Raw genomic sequence first — 13,014 nt, 5'->3', positions numbered from 1 at the left:
TCAGACCCTGATCTTGAAAGGATTGAAGTTGGTGCCGCGGTCGTAGTGGTCCACGCCCTCGGCCCGCTTCAGGAAGTGCACGACCCAGGCCGTGGCGGGGTACATCACGGCCTCCCAGATCGTCTTGAACAGGTACTGCGTGACGATGACGGCGAACAGCTGCTCGTTGGGCCAGATGCCCGAGAACGCGATCAGGAAGAAGAAGCTGGTGTCGACCGCCTGCCCCACCACGGTGGAGCCGACGACGCGCGCCCACAGGAAGCGGCCCTGGGTCGCGATTTTCATCTTGGCCAGCACGAAGCTGTTGGCGAAGCTGCCGCAGGCGAAGGCGATCATCGAGCCGGCGACGATGCGCCAGGTGTTGCCGAACACGGCCTCGACATGGCCCTGGTAGGCGGCCATGAAGTCGTTCTGCGCCGGCGGCAGGTGCACGACGACGAAGGCCATGAAGGCCGAGAACACCAGGGCGCCGAAGCCGGCCCACACCACGCGGCGGTCGCGGCCGTAGCCGTAGACCTCGGTCAGGATGTCGCCAAAGATGTAGCTGATCGGGAAGAAGAACAGGTCGGCGCCGAAGGTGACCGTGCCCAGCACCGGCAGCGTCAGCTGTGCCGCCTTGGCCGCGCCGATCAGGTTGGAGCACAGCAGCACGCAGACAAACGCCGCCATGATCAGGTCGTAGTACTTGAAGACGCGCGGCTCCTGGTTCATGCGGGTTCCAGTCAGGTGTTTCTCGGACGGGTCAGCCGGAGCAGGGTCTGGTGCAGCTTGGGCGTGTCGATGGGCTTGGTCAGGAAGTCGTTCATGCCGGCCGCGAAGGCGTCGTCGCGCTCCGAGACCAGGGCCGCGGCGGTCAGCGCGACGATGGGCAGCTCGGCGGCGGAGAACTGCTTGCGCAGCTCCCGGGTCGCGTCATGCCCGCCCATGACCGGCATCTGCACGTCCATCAGCACGATGTCGAAGGGCTTGCCGACGCTGGCGGCCGCCAGCACGGCCTCGATGGCCTGGCGGCCGTCGCTGGCCTGGGCCACCTCCATGCCCCACTGCTCGAGCTGGGCCACGGCGATCAGCATGTTGACCGGGTGGTCCTCGGCGATCAGCACGCGCCGGCCGTGCAGGGCCTCGCTGCTGCTGGCGCGGGCCTCGCGCGGCTGGTGGGCCATGGGCGCGGGCGCCGCGGGCAGGGGCAGCTCGGCCCAGAAGGTCGCGCCCTCGCCGGGCCGGCTCTGCACGCCGACCTCGCCGCCCATCAGCGTCGCCAGCTCGCGGCAGATGGACAGGCCCAGGCCCGTGCCGCCGAAGCGCCGCGTCGTCGACTCGTCGGCCTGCGTGAAGGGCTGGAACAGCCGCGCCTGCTGCTCGGCCGCGATGCCGGGGCCGGTGTCGCGCACCTCGATGTGCACCCACTCGCCGGCGCTGCCATGGGCGTTGCGGTCCAGCGCCTTCACGCTGACCGTGATGCCGCCGACCGCGGTGAACTTCAGCGCATTGGTCAGGTAGTTGGACAGGATCTGGCGCGTGCGCAGCGGGTCGCCGAAGACCCAGACGGGCAGGGCCGGGTCGATCTCGACGGCGAAGGTCAGGCCGCGCGCCTGCGCCAGCGTCAGATAGGCCAGGCGGATGGAGCCGAGCAGCTCGCGCAGCGAGAAGGGCTGGCTCTCGAGCGTCAGGCGGCCGGCCTCGATCTTGGACAGGTCGAGGATGTCGGAGATCAGGCCCGAGAGGCTCTCGGCGCTGTCCATCATCTGGTTCAGGTAGTCGCGCCGCTGGGCCTCGCCGATGTCGGGCTGCTGGGCCAGGCGGCCCAGGCCGAGCAGGCCGTTGAGCGGCGTGCGGATCTCGTGGCTGGTGTTGGCCAGGAAGGCGCTCTTGGCGCGGCTGGCAGCCTGGGCCTCGTCCTTGGCCAGGGCCAGGGCCGCGTCAACGCGGCGGCGCTCGGTGACGTCCTCGATGATCCAGATCGTGCCGCCGCGGCTCGGGTGGGCCGGGTCGACGGCCTGGGCCAGCAGGCGGGCCAGGAAGGTCGAGCCGTCGCGGCGGCGCATCTTGCGCTCGGCCTCGACCTGCTCGCCGGCGGCGAGCTGGGGCCCGAGGTCGCGGCCCACGGCCTGCCAGTCCTCCACCGTGGGCCAGACGACGCTGCCGTGCTGGCCGACCAGCGCGCCGCGGTCCCAGCCGAACATCGTCTCCACGCGCGGGTTGGTCAGCACGAACTGCTGCTCACGCGTCAGCGCGATGCCGATGGAGGCGTTCTCGAGGATGGCGCCGTGCACGAGCCGCGTGCGCTCGCTCTCGCTGACGTCGCGCGCATACAGCACCAGGTAATGCTGGCCGTCCAGCACGAAGGGCGCCACCGACACCAGCATGGACACGCTGCTGCCGTCCTTGCGGCGGAAGGCGACGGGGCGGTTGCTGGCGCTGCCGTCGCGGCGGATGGCCTCGCGGATGGCGTCTCGGTCCGCGGGGTCGTGCCAGATGCCGATCTCGGCCGAGGTGTGGCCCACGACCTCGGCGCTGGTCCAGCCGGTCAGCGCCTCGAAGGCCTTGTTGACCATCGCGTAGCGGCCGCCCTCGGCCTCGGTCAGCGTGATGACGTCGGGGCTGGTGGCGACCAGGTGGGACAGCAGGCCCTCGCTGCGGCGCAGCGCGTCCTGGGCGCGGCTCTGCTCGGTCTGGTCGGTGAAGAAGGTCAGCGTGGCCGGCCCGGAGGCGGTCTCGACGCGCACGCTGGTGGCCTGCACGAGGCGGCGCCGGCGCGACAGCGTGCGCAGCCGGTACTCGGTCATCGGCTGCATCGCGCCGGGCGGCAGGCCCTCGAGCCGCGCGGCCTGCTGGCGCGCCGTCTCGTCGTCGCCCGGCTCGTAGTGGCTGAACAGGTCCTGGCCGATCATGCTGGAGCGCTGCGCATAGCCGAACATGGCCATGGCCGCCGGGTTGGCGTCGACGACGCGGCCCCAGCGGTGCAGCACCAGCGGGCTGGGCGAGCGGCGGAACAGCTCGCGGTAGCGCGTCTCGGTGGCGTGCACGGTCTGCTCGGCGGCAACCTCGCCCGTCACGTCGCGTCCCACGCCCCAGTAGCCGCGGAAATTGCCCTGGGCGTCGAAGCGCGGCTCGCCGCTGATCGAGACCCAGCGCGGCTGGCCGTCGGTGCCGACGCGGCGCGCCACCATGCCGTGGAAGGGTCGGTGCGATTCGAGGTCGGCACGGTGGGCGTCGAGCTCGTCGTCGTTCAGGCCCATGCCGTCGATCTCCCACGGCGTCTTGCCGATGCGCGCGCTCAGGTCCAGGCCCGAGCTGCCGGACCTCTCCTCTGCGACATGGGTGAAGCGGAACTCGCGATCCATCTCCCAGTACCAGTCCACCGCCATGCCGAGCAGGCCGCGAAAGCGTGCGGTGCGCTCGTCGGCCTCGGCCAGCGAGCGCTGCACCATCTTCAGCAGGCCGAAGCCGGCGATCAGGCCGGCGCCGAGCAGGCCGAACTGCACGATGCCGCGCAGCAGCAGGCTGTTCATGGCCTCCGGATGGGTGACCCAGCCCATCGCCTCGGCACCGGCCAGGCCGGCCAGCGCGCCGCCGGCCAGCAGGGCCAGCGCCGCGCCGGCGCGCAGCCCCAGCATGCCGGTGGCGAAGGCCACGACCACGCCCGACACCGCCAGGGCCAGCGCCCACAGGCCGAGGTCGCGCGACACCGCGACCGATACCGGCAGCGCGATGACGAGGGCCATCATCAGCAGCGCGGCGGCCGGCCGGGTCTCGCGGCGCGGGCCGCGCGAGAGCATGGCCAGGCGGATGAAGGCGAACACCGAGATCAGCGCTGCCAGCAGCACCGGCGGCCAGCCGTCCATCCATTCGCCGGGCTGGCGGGTGTAGGCGAGCAGCCCGGCGACGGGCAGGGAGATGGGCCCGCAGGCCAGCAGGAAGATGCGCGCCGCATGCCAGCGCATGCTCGTCGCCAGGCGGGCGCGCTGCTGCTCGGGCGGCTCCGCGTGGCCGACGAGGCTGCTGAGGTCGTCGCCGCCGCGGGGCATGTCAGCTGAGGGCTGCGCGGGTGGCTTCGGCCACCGCGCGGGCGCGGGCGGCGAAGTCGGCGCCCTGGCTCGCGTAGAGGATGGCGCGCGAGGAGTTGACGACCAGCGGCGCGGCGCGGCCGGCCGCCTGCACGACGGCCGCCGCATCGCCGCCCTGGGCGCCGACGCCGGGCACGAGCAGGGGCAGCGTGGGTGCGAGCTCGCGCACGCGGGCGATCTCGCCGGGGTAGGTCGCGCCGACGACGAGGCCGAGCTGGCCGTTGCGGTTCCACTGCGTCTCGGCAAGAAAGGCGAGGTGCTCGAACAGCCTGGGCTGGCCGGGCACGTCGGCCAGGCGTTGCATCTGCCAGTCGTCGCCGCCCTTGTTGGAGGTGCGGCACAGCAGGATGGCGCCCTTGCCCTCGTAGCGCAGATAGGGCTCGACCGAGTCGAAGCCCATGAAGGGCGACAGCGTGACCGCGTCGGCCTGGTAGCGCTCGAAGGCCTCGCGGGCGTATTGCTCGGCCGTGGAGCCGATGTCGCCGCGCTTGGCGTCGAGGATGACGGGCACGCCGGGCGCGACCTTGTGGATGTGGGCGATCAGGCGCTCCAGCTGCTCCTCCGCGCGGTGGGCGGCGAAGTAGGCGATCTGCGGCTTGAAGGCGCAGACGAGGTCGTGCGTCGCGTCGACTATTGAGCAGCAGAAGTCGTAGATCCTGCCCGCGTCACCCACCCAGGCGCCGGGCAGCTTGGCCGGTTCGGGGTCGAGGCCGACGCACAGTCGGGAGTGGGAGCAGGCTTGCAGCTGGGCGATGAAGTTCATGGCGCGGGATTGTCAGGGTTGGCTCGCGGCACGGGCATTACCGGAAGCCCTCGGGCGAGGGCCGCTCAAACGGACACCATCGTCCGTGACAGCACGAACTCGGCGAAGGCGTCTGCCGGCAGCGGCCGGCTGAACAGATAGCCCTGCACGGCCCGGCAGCCATGGCGGCGCAGGAAGGCCAGTTGGCCCTCGGTCTCGACGCCCTCGGCCAGCGTCTCCAGGCCCAGGGCGGCGGCCATGCGGATGACGGCGTCGACGATGGCGCAGTCCTCGACGTCCTCGGTCAGGTCGCGCACGAAGGACTGGTCGATCTTGAGCTTGCTGACGCGGAACTTCTTCAGATAGCTCAGCGACGAGTAGCCGGTGCCGAAGTCGTCGATGGACAGGCGCACGCCGCGTTCGTGCAACTCGTTCATCACGGTGATGGCCATGGCCGGGTCGTCCATCGCGGCGCCCTCGGTCAGCTCCAGCTCCAGCCGCCCGGCCGGCATGCCGATCTCGCCGAGCAGGCGGCCGACGAGCTCGGGCAGGTCGTCGTGGCGGAACTGCACGGCCGACAGGTTCACGGCCATCGTCAGCTCGGGCAGGCCGATCTCGTCCCAGGCGCGCAGCTGGCACAGGGCCTCGCGCAGCACCCATTCGCCGATGGGCAGGATCAGGCCCGAGCTTTCCGCGATGGGGATGAACTCGGCCGGCGACACCCAGCCCAGCTCGGGGTGGTGCCAGCGCAGCAGGGCCTCGGCGCCGACGATGCGGGTCTCGCCGTCGGCGTCGAGCGAGGCCTGCGGCTGGTAGTGCAGGCTGAGCTGCTTGCGCTCCAGCGCCCGGCGCAGCGCGTTCTCCAGCAGCAGCGCGCGGGCCGACTGGGCCTGCATCTCGCTCGTGAAGAAGCGGTAGGCGTTGCGGCCGTCCTTCTTGGCGCGGTACATGGCCGCGTCGGCACACTTGCACAGCGTGTCGAAATCGTCGCCGTCGGTCGGGAACATCGCGATGCCCATCGACGGCGTGACGGTCAGCTCCTGCTGCTCGACCTGGAAGGGCGCGCTGGCCAGGGCCATCAGCTTGGTGGCGAGATGGGCGGCGCCGGCGATGTCGGTCAGCGGCAGCACGAGGACGAACTCGTCGCCGCCGGTGCGGGCCACGGTGTCCTGCTCGCGCACCGCGCCGCGCAGCCTTGATGCGAGCTGCACCAGCATGGCGTCGCCGACGCGGTGGCCGAGCGAGTCGTTGACGTTCTTGAAGTGGTCCAGGTCCAGGAAGAGCACGGCCAGCGGCTCGTCGTTGCGGCGCGCGATGTCGATGGCCTGGCTGGCGCGGTCGGCGAGCAGGTGGCGGTTGGGCAGGCCGGTCAGGCCGTCGAACAGGGCCAGGCGCTGGATGTGGGCCTCGGCGGCCTGCTGCTCGGCGACCTTCTGCTCCAGCGCGGCCACGGTCTGGCTGAGCTGCTGGGTGCGCTGGGCCACCAGCGCCTCGAGCTGGGCCTTGGCCGTGACCAGCTCCTGATCGGCCAGCTTGCGGGCCGTGATGTCCTGCGTGATCCAGATGGAGCCGCGCGACAGGTCGCTGCGGTCGATGGCCTTGCTGCGCACCTCGCACCAGACGGGCGTGCCGTCCTTGCGGCCCAGCAGCATCTCGGCATGGTAGGAGTCGCCGCGCGACAGCGGCTCGTAGCAGAGGTCGCCGGCGGCCTTCCAGTCCGCGTCGCAGAGGTACCAGGCCCGCGAGAGCTGGCCGTCGAGCTCGCCGGGGCCGTAGCCGAACAGCTGCTCGAAGGCGCGGTTGCAGCGCGTCACGCGGCGCCCGCGCAGGAAGACGATGCCGACCATGGCGTGGTCGAAGATCAGCTGCTGCTCGGCGTGCAGGTCGGCCAGGGCCGCGTCGGCGAGCTTGCGCTCGGTGATGTCGTCGACGATCCAGATCGAGCCGTCGGCCGGGTCGTCGGGGTTGATCAGGCGGCCGGTCAGGTGGGCCCAGAACAGCTCGCCGCTCTGGCGCCGCATCATCTGCTCGCCGCGGAAGGTCTCGCCGCTGGACAGCACCGGATAGGCGCGCGCCCCCAGGCCGCGGGCCTCCTGGGCGGTGGCATAGAGCTCCACGCTGCTGTGGCCGACGGCGGCCTCGGCGCTGTCGAAGCCGTAGATCTCGGCGTAGCGCTGGTTGCAGCGCACCAGCCTGCGCGCCTTCACGAAGACGATGCCCACCCCGGCATTGGCCAGGATGATGTCCAGCTCGCGCAGCGCCTGGCTGAGCGCGGTGCTCTGACGGGAAGGGGGCTCGGGGCTCATGACGCGGGTGGGGCGGCGGGCAGGCGGATGTCGTGTCTGAAGGTCGACCGGTTATTGTCTGGTTCCATGCACATCCTGGACACCGAACGCCTGTCTCTGCGTGAATTCACACCGCTGGACGCGCCCTTCCTGCTGCGCCTGGTCAACGAACCGGGCTGGATTCGCAACATCAACGACCCCGGCGTGCGCAGCATCGACGACGCGCTGGCCTGGGCCGAGGGCCGGCTGCTGAAGGCCTACCGTGAACTGGGTCACGGTTTCTGGGCCGTCGTGCGGCGCGAGGACGGCATGCTGCTCGGCATGTGCGGCCTGTTCAAGCGCCCCGCCCTGCCTGAACCCGACCTCGGCTATGCGCTGCTGGCCGAGCACGAGGGCAAGGGCTATGCGCTGGAGGCGGCGCGTGCCTGCGTGGCGCACGCACGGACGGCGCTGGGCTGGCAAACGCTGATGGCCATCACGGCGCTGGACAACCCTTCCAGCGTGGCCCTGCTGGGCAAGCTGGGCTTCGTCGAGCAGGGCCGGGAACAGCTCGAGGGCTACAACGAGCCCTCGAGGGTGTTCAAGCTCGCGCTTTAGTCAGTTGGGGACAGAGCTACTCGTTTCGCTCGATCGGTCTGTCCCGCAAAACAACTCTAGTCAGTTGGGGACAGAGCTACTCGCTTCGCTCGATCGGTCTGTCCCGCAAAACCTTAGATTCGCTTCGCGAGGTCCTGCGCGATGCCGGTATACGAGCCCGGCGTCATCTTCAACAGCCGCGCCTTCTCGGCCTTGGGCAGGTCCAGGCCCTCGATGAAGGCGCGAATGGATTCCTGCGTGATGGCCTTGCCGCGCGTCAGCTCCTTGAGCTGCTCGTAGGGGTTGGGCAGGCCGAAGCGGCGCATCACGGTCTGGATGGGCTCGGCCAGCACTTCCCAGGCGGCGTCGAGATCGTCGGCCAGGGCGGCCTCGTTCACTTCGAGCTTGCCCAGGCCCTTGGCCAGCGAGTCGTAGCCCAGCAGTGCGTAGCCCAGGCCCACGCCCATATTGCGCAGCACCGTCGAGTCGGTCAGGTCGCGCTGCCAGCGGCTCACCGGCAGCTTCTGGCTCAGATGGGTCAGCACGGCGCTGGCCAGGCCGAAGTTGCCCTCGGCGTTCTCGAAGTCGATGGGGTTGACCTTGTGCGGCATCGTCGAGCTGCCGATCTCGCCCGCCTTGGTGCGCTGCTTGAAATAGCCCAGGCTGATATAGCCCCAGACGTCGCGCGACCAGTCGATCAGGATGGTGTTGGCGCGCGTGAACGCGTCGAACAGCTCGGCCATGTAGTCGTGCGGCTCGATCTGGATCGTGTAGGGGTTGAACGTCAGCTTCAGCTGCTTCTCGATGACCTGCTTGCTGAAGGCTTCCCAGTCGTGGCGGGGCCAGGCCGACAGGTGGGCATTGAAGTTGCCGACCGCGCCGTTCATCTTGGCCAGCGGCTTCACGGCGGCGATGCGGGCGCGCGCCGTCTGCAGGCGGGCGACGACGTTGGCGATCTCCTTGCCGACCGTCGTCGGGCTGGCCGTCTGGCCATGCGTGCGGCTCAGCATGGGCACGGCGGCGAACTGGTGGGCCATCTTGCGCAGCGTCGCGACGATGCCGTCCAGCGCCGGCAGCATGACCTCGTCGCGCGCGGCCTTCAGCATCAGCGCGTGGCTGGTGTTGTTGATGTCCTCGCTGGTGCAGGCGAAGTGCACGAACTCGGCGGCGGCCAGCAGTTCGGGCTGGCCCTCGAAGCTGCGCTTGATCCAGTACTCCACGGCCTTCACGTCGTGGTTGGTCGTGCGCTCGATGGCCTTGATCTCCTCGGCGTCGGCCTCGCTGAACTTTTTCACGAGGCGGCGCAGCCGGCTGCGCGCGGCGGAAGACAGCGGCTTGAACTCCTTGAAGCCGGCGTCCGACAGCGCGATGAACCACTCCACCTCGACCTGCACGCGGCGGTGCATCAGCCCGTACTCGGATAGCAGCGGGCGCAGCAGCGCCACCTTGGCGGCGTAGCGGCCGTCCAGCGGCGACAGGGCGCTGATCGGGTTGAAGTCGGTGGTGGTCATGGCGGGCCGGCGGTTCGTGGAAAACCCGCAATTCTAAAAGTCATGGCTCGCTGAAGAACTTCACGCGCGCTTCGTCGGCCGGGTGGGTCGAAATCGCGATGGCCACCGGGTTGTTTTCGACGCTCGCCTGCTGCTGCTTCGCGAGCCGCTCGAAGAACACGGCCATGCGCGAGGTGTCCGCGCCGCCGGCGCGCGCCAGCACGCGGCCATAGATGTCTGCCTCGCGCTCGTAGTCCCGCGAGTAGGCGTTGCTCGCAAGCATGGCCGGTGCGGCGGCCAGCAGCGAGGAGAAGTCGCCGACGATGACCGATGCGACGACGCCGACCGCGCCGGCCCGCAGCATCATGCGCAGGCCGTGGCGGTGCTGCACATGGCCCAGCTCATGCGCCAGCACGGTCATCACGGCGTCGGGCTCGTCGGCCAACAGTGCCAGCAACGCGTCGGTGACGACGATGTCGCCGCCCGGCAGCGCGAACGCATTGGGGCCGAGCGCCTTGCCGCCATCGCGGAAGTGGATCTCGAAATGCGCGGGCACGGCCGGCCCGCCCGCAGCGCGCGCCCGCGCGACGACGCCGCTCCAGCGGGCCTGCCAGGCCTGCTGCTGCCCGGCGCCGAGGCCGCTGGGCTTGAGCCAGTCGCCATCCATGCCCTCGAGCAGGCGCACTCCCAGGGCCTGCTCGGCGGAGGGCGGCAGCGCGTCGACCGCCCTGTCCACCGCCCAGGGCAGGCCCCAGCGGTAGGCCGCCGCGAGGCCGGCCACGAGCAACACGAGCGCCAGCAGCACCAGCCGCCAGCTCTGCTGCCAGCGCACGACGGCGCTGTCGCCCCGGCCCGAGTCGCGCGCCCAGGCGTCGAAGGCCGCCGCGTCGGCAAAGCTCAGCAGCCCGCCACCGGGCAGCAGGATCTGGCGCTGCCCATGGCGCTGGCGCTCGGGCCAGGTCAATCCCGCAAGAGGCACGCTGTGCCCGCCGAAATGCAGGCTCGGCCCCTCCAGCCAGACCTCGACGGGCCGCGCGCGGGCGCTGCGGCCATCGAACCAGTCGGCCGCGAGGCGGGGCTCGACCCCCATCACAGCCCCATGTCGATGCCGAAGAAGTCGCCGGCGATGTCGCCCGTGGCGTCAGCATGGCCGGTGAACGCCGCGGCCACCCAGTCGGCCGGGTCCTCTGCGCTTTCGATGCTGATGGCCTCAAGGCGCAGCCGCGCGGTGGCGACCGCGGCGAACGGGCGATACAGGCCCAGCGTCAGGCCGGTCAGCAGCCAGTTCATCGCCGTCAGGCTGAAGAGATCGCGAAAGCGCAGACGGCTGCTGAACCGCAGCGCCTCGCTGCGCGTGCCGTTCCAGGCGAGGTCCTGCATGCGCGCGGCGCCGAAGGGCATCACGATGGAGAACATCAGCAGATAGGCCACCAGTCCCACGCCGAAGAAGGCTGCCTGGGTCCAGGCCGATTTCATGTCCGGCTGCAAGCCCGACACCAGCATGACAACACCGGCCAGCAAGCCCATGCCGAGCATTGCAAGCAAGGCGCTGACTATGGACACGCCGAGCACCTTCAGCGCCAGCAGGTAGACACGACCGATGCCGAGGTCGATGCGCGCCTGCTGCGCCGCGATGCGGTAGCCGTTGTGCTGGTAGCGCTTGAACAGCGCGAAGGACAGCGGCGCCATCATGCAGATGACGCCCATCGCCAGCAGGCTGGTGTAACCGTAGGCCTCCATGGCGGCCCGGTCCGTCGCAGCGTCGCCACTGACGGTGGGCGCCATCAGGCGCGACCAGGCGATGAAGGCGAGCAGCGGCAGATACAGGGGCGCACAGGCCAGGTAGGCATCCTTCAGCGAGCCCTCGAAGCGCATACGCAGGCCGCGCCAGCTGGTGTTGCCGAGGCGGAACTGCAGCGAAGCCCGCCACAGCGCCGGCCAGACGGCACACAGGATCAGGAAGGCGACGACCGCGGCGGTCGGCGAGAACCGGCCGGCACCGCTGTAGGCGCCCATCAGCACCACCAGCAGCAGGAAGCCGCGGAACATCTTCCACGGGTCGCCATGGAAGCCCAGCGCCTGGCCGTCGACCAGGGTGTTGGCATAGAAGTAGCGGATGCGCCGCGCCTTCGCGAAGGGCAGATACAGGCCCAGCGTGACCAAGATGAGCAGCAGGTTGACCGCCCAGATGCGGAAGTATTCGCTGCCGGAGCCGGTGAAGCGGATTTCGAGGACACGCGGCGCGGCGGGCAGCGGGGCAGGCGCCGCATCGGCGGCGGCGTGGGTATCGAGCATGGGTTCTCCCTGGATGAGGGCCACCGTCTGTCGCGGTGGGCCGGGCAACACTCTGGCGGTGCCGCGTATGACTGGCAACCCCTGCTTCCCAGGTCTGTCGGCCCGACCCGACAGGCCATTTTCACGGCCGGTTCGACAGGGGCCGCTGGCTAGAATCGTTTCGACCTGTGACCCCTGCCTTCCCCTATGACAGCGATGAAGTTGATCGGTTCTCTCGCCAGCCCCTATGTGCGCAAGGTGCGCATCGTGATGGCCGAGAAGAAGCTCGATTACCAGCTGGTGCTCGAAGACGTCTGGGGCAGTGACGCCATCCTGAAGATGAACCCGCTGGGCAAGGTGCCCTGCCTGGTCATGGAGGGCCAGGACTCGATCACCGGCGCCGTGTTCGACTCGCGCGTCATCGTCGAATACGTGGACACGCTGTCGCCGGTGGGCCGGCTCATCCCCGAGCGCGGCCGCGAGCGCTGCGAGGTGCGCACCTGGGAAGCCCTGGCCGACGGCATCGTGGACGCCGGCGTCCTCGTGCGCCTGGAGCGCACCTGGGCGCAGCGCCCGCCCGAGCAGCGCAGCCAGGCCTGGATCGACCGCCATCTGGTCAAGGTCAATGCCGCGCTGGCCGCTATGAGCCAGGGCCTGGGCGAGAAGGCCTGGTGCTCGGGCAACCATTTCTCGCTGGCCGACATCGCCGTCGGCTGCGCGCTGGGCTGGCTGGAGTTCCGCTTCCCCGAGATCGGCTGGCGCGAGGCGCATCCCAACCTGGCGCGCCACATGGACAAGCTCGCGCAGCGCCAAAGCTTCGTCGACACGCTGCCGTCTGCGCCAGCGCCGGCGCTGGCCTGATCAGGCGATCAGCAGCTCCCGCGAGCGCACATGCAGCAGGCGCACCGTGCGCCAGATGCGCCGCTCGATCTCGGCGACGTCCAGCTTCCACAGCGTCGCGACCTCGGCCAGCAGCAGGCCCTGGGCCAGCAGCGTCAGCAGATGGCGGCTGGCCTGGTCGATCTGGCGGCCGGCGGGGCTGGCGTCCAGCGCGGCCGGCGCCTGGCGCGCGATGGCGAGCGGGCTGCGCTCGATGCCGAAGGCCGCCAGGGCCTGGCGGGCAAGCTGGGGGCTGAGCATCGCGCGGCGCTCATGCAGGCGCGCCAGCGCCTCGACCAGGCCGGCGGCGCTGCCGTCGTCCACGTGATAGGCATTCGCGCCGGCACTCAGCGCCGCGAACAGCTGCAGGTCGTCGGCGGTCGGCGTCAGCAGCAGCAGCTGGGGCCGCACCGGCAGGCGGCCGAGCTCATGGGCCGCGCGCATCGCATGGCTGTCCACCAGGCGCAGGTCGCAGGCGACGATGTCCGGCGCCAGCGTGGCGAGTTCGTCCAGCGCATCGGCCAGCAGGGATTTGCAGCCGGCGAGCTGGATGCCACCCACCTGCAGCAGCAGCGACCGCGTGCGCTGCAGCACGGACTCGCCATGGCGGAGGAGGTAGACGGTGGGCATGGCGGGCGGCGGCTTGTGACCGCCGCGCATTGTGCGCGTTCCGCCCCTCTTCCCCCTAGTTTGTAGGCGCC

At 70.3% G+C, this 13,014-nt stretch carries 10 protein-coding genes; 2 read left to right on the top strand and 8 right to left on the bottom strand.

Annotated elements, in window-relative coordinates; genetic code table 11:
• The 4 genes from EV671_RS00185 to EV671_RS00170 form a co-directional block, all read right to left on the bottom strand.
• Positions 1–711 (bottom strand): queuosine precursor transporter, encoded by a 711-nt coding sequence (locus EV671_RS00185; RefSeq protein ID WP_132569007.1) that lies wholly within the window; start codon positions 709–711, stop codon positions 1–3.
• Between the two features lie 11 nt (positions 712–722).
• Positions 723–4,028, bottom strand: coding sequence for a PAS domain-containing hybrid sensor histidine kinase/response regulator (locus EV671_RS00180; RefSeq protein ID WP_132569006.1), 3,306 nt, complete (start codon positions 4,026–4,028; stop codon positions 723–725).
• A gap of 1 nt (position 4,029) precedes the next feature.
• On the bottom strand, positions 4,030–4,830 hold the full coding sequence (gene pyrF, locus EV671_RS00175) for an orotidine-5'-phosphate decarboxylase (protein ID WP_132569005.1): 801 nt from the start codon (positions 4,828–4,830) through the stop codon (positions 4,030–4,032).
• A gap of 65 nt (positions 4,831–4,895) precedes the next feature.
• Positions 4,896–7,115: a putative bifunctional diguanylate cyclase/phosphodiesterase gene (locus EV671_RS00170; RefSeq protein ID WP_132569004.1), complete on the bottom strand. Its 2,220-nt coding sequence runs from the start codon at positions 7,113–7,115 to the stop codon at positions 4,896–4,898.
• A 66-nt stretch (positions 7,116–7,181) separates the two neighbouring features.
• On the opposite strand from EV671_RS00170, the gene EV671_RS00165 reads away from it, so the two are divergent.
• On the top strand, positions 7,182–7,691 hold the full coding sequence (locus tag EV671_RS00165) for a GNAT family N-acetyltransferase (RefSeq protein ID WP_165917421.1): 510 nt from the start codon (positions 7,182–7,184) through the stop codon (positions 7,689–7,691).
• Between the two features lie 113 nt (positions 7,692–7,804).
• Here EV671_RS00165 and purB read toward each other — a convergent pair whose 3' ends face one another.
• Genes purB through EV671_RS00150 form a run of 3 tightly spaced genes read right to left on the bottom strand, consistent with a single transcriptional unit; the run spans position 7,805 to position 11,455 of the window.
• A complete protein-coding gene (purB, locus tag EV671_RS00160) occupies positions 7,805–9,181 on the bottom strand; it encodes an adenylosuccinate lyase (RefSeq protein ID WP_132569002.1) in 1,377 nt (458 codons plus the stop codon).
• A 40-nt stretch (positions 9,182–9,221) separates the two neighbouring features.
• A complete protein-coding gene (locus EV671_RS00155) occupies positions 9,222–10,250 on the bottom strand; it encodes a M48 family metallopeptidase (RefSeq protein ID WP_132569001.1) in 1,029 nt (342 codons plus the stop codon).
• Positions 10,250–11,455 carry a YjgN family protein gene (locus EV671_RS00150; protein WP_132569000.1) on the bottom strand — a complete coding sequence of 402 codons (1,206 nt, stop codon included), beginning with the start codon at positions 11,453–11,455 and terminating at the stop codon, positions 10,250–10,252. Before EV671_RS00150 ends, EV671_RS00155 begins: the two co-directional genes overlap by 1 nt.
• A gap of 195 nt (positions 11,456–11,650) precedes the next feature.
• Between EV671_RS00150 and EV671_RS00145 the strand changes: the two genes are divergently transcribed.
• The gene (locus EV671_RS00145; RefSeq protein ID WP_132568999.1) at positions 11,651–12,295 is read left to right on the top strand and encodes a glutathione S-transferase family protein; all 645 of its coding nucleotides are present in this window, start codon (positions 11,651–11,653) and stop codon (positions 12,293–12,295) included.
• Here EV671_RS00145 and EV671_RS00140 read toward each other — a convergent pair whose 3' ends face one another.
• Entirely contained in the window at positions 12,296–12,943 is a 648-nt protein-coding gene (locus tag EV671_RS00140) for a response regulator (RefSeq protein WP_132568998.1), read from the bottom strand.
• Positions 12,944–13,014: the final 71 nt, after the last annotated feature.

It is taken from the genome of Roseateles saccharophilus (assembly GCF_004342485.1).
In the GTDB taxonomy this organism is placed as follows: Bacteria; Pseudomonadota; Gammaproteobacteria; order Burkholderiales; family Burkholderiaceae_C; genus Pelomonas; species Pelomonas saccharophila.
Note: the sequence above shows the minus strand (reverse complement) of the source record. Positions and strands in the feature narration are given on the sequence as shown.

What these genes read in the sequence shown, in the direction of transcription:
- EV671_RS00165 (WP_165917421.1), top strand. Translation starts at nt 7,182, where the DNA reads ATGCACATCCTGGACACCGAACGCCTGTCTCTGCGTGAATTCACACCG.
- EV671_RS00145 (WP_132568999.1), top strand. Translation starts at nt 11,651, where the DNA reads ATGAAGTTGATCGGTTCTCTCGCCAGCCCCTATGTGCGCAAGGTGCGC.
- purB (WP_132569002.1), bottom strand. Translation starts at nt 9,181, where the DNA reads ATGACCACCACCGACTTCAACCCGATCAGCGCCCTGTCGCCGCTGGAC.
- EV671_RS00150 (WP_132569000.1), bottom strand. Translation starts at nt 11,455, where the DNA reads ATGCTCGATACCCACGCCGCCGCCGATGCGGCGCCTGCCCCGCTGCCC.
- EV671_RS00140 (WP_132568998.1), bottom strand. Translation starts at nt 12,943, where the DNA reads ATGCCCACCGTCTACCTCCTCCGCCATGGCGAGTCCGTGCTGCAGCGC.
- EV671_RS00185 (WP_132569007.1), bottom strand. Translation starts at nt 711, where the DNA reads ATGAACCAGGAGCCGCGCGTCTTCAAGTACTACGACCTGATCATGGCG.
- pyrF (WP_132569005.1), bottom strand. Translation starts at nt 4,830, where the DNA reads ATGAACTTCATCGCCCAGCTGCAAGCCTGCTCCCACTCCCGACTGTGC.
- EV671_RS00170 (WP_132569004.1), bottom strand. Translation starts at nt 7,115, where the DNA reads ATGAGCCCCGAGCCCCCTTCCCGTCAGAGCACCGCGCTCAGCCAGGCG.
- EV671_RS00180 (WP_132569006.1), bottom strand. Translation starts at nt 4,028, where the DNA reads ATGCCCCGCGGCGGCGACGACCTCAGCAGCCTCGTCGGCCACGCGGAG.
- EV671_RS00155 (WP_132569001.1), bottom strand. Translation starts at nt 10,250, where the DNA reads ATGGGGGTCGAGCCCCGCCTCGCGGCCGACTGGTTCGATGGCCGCAGC.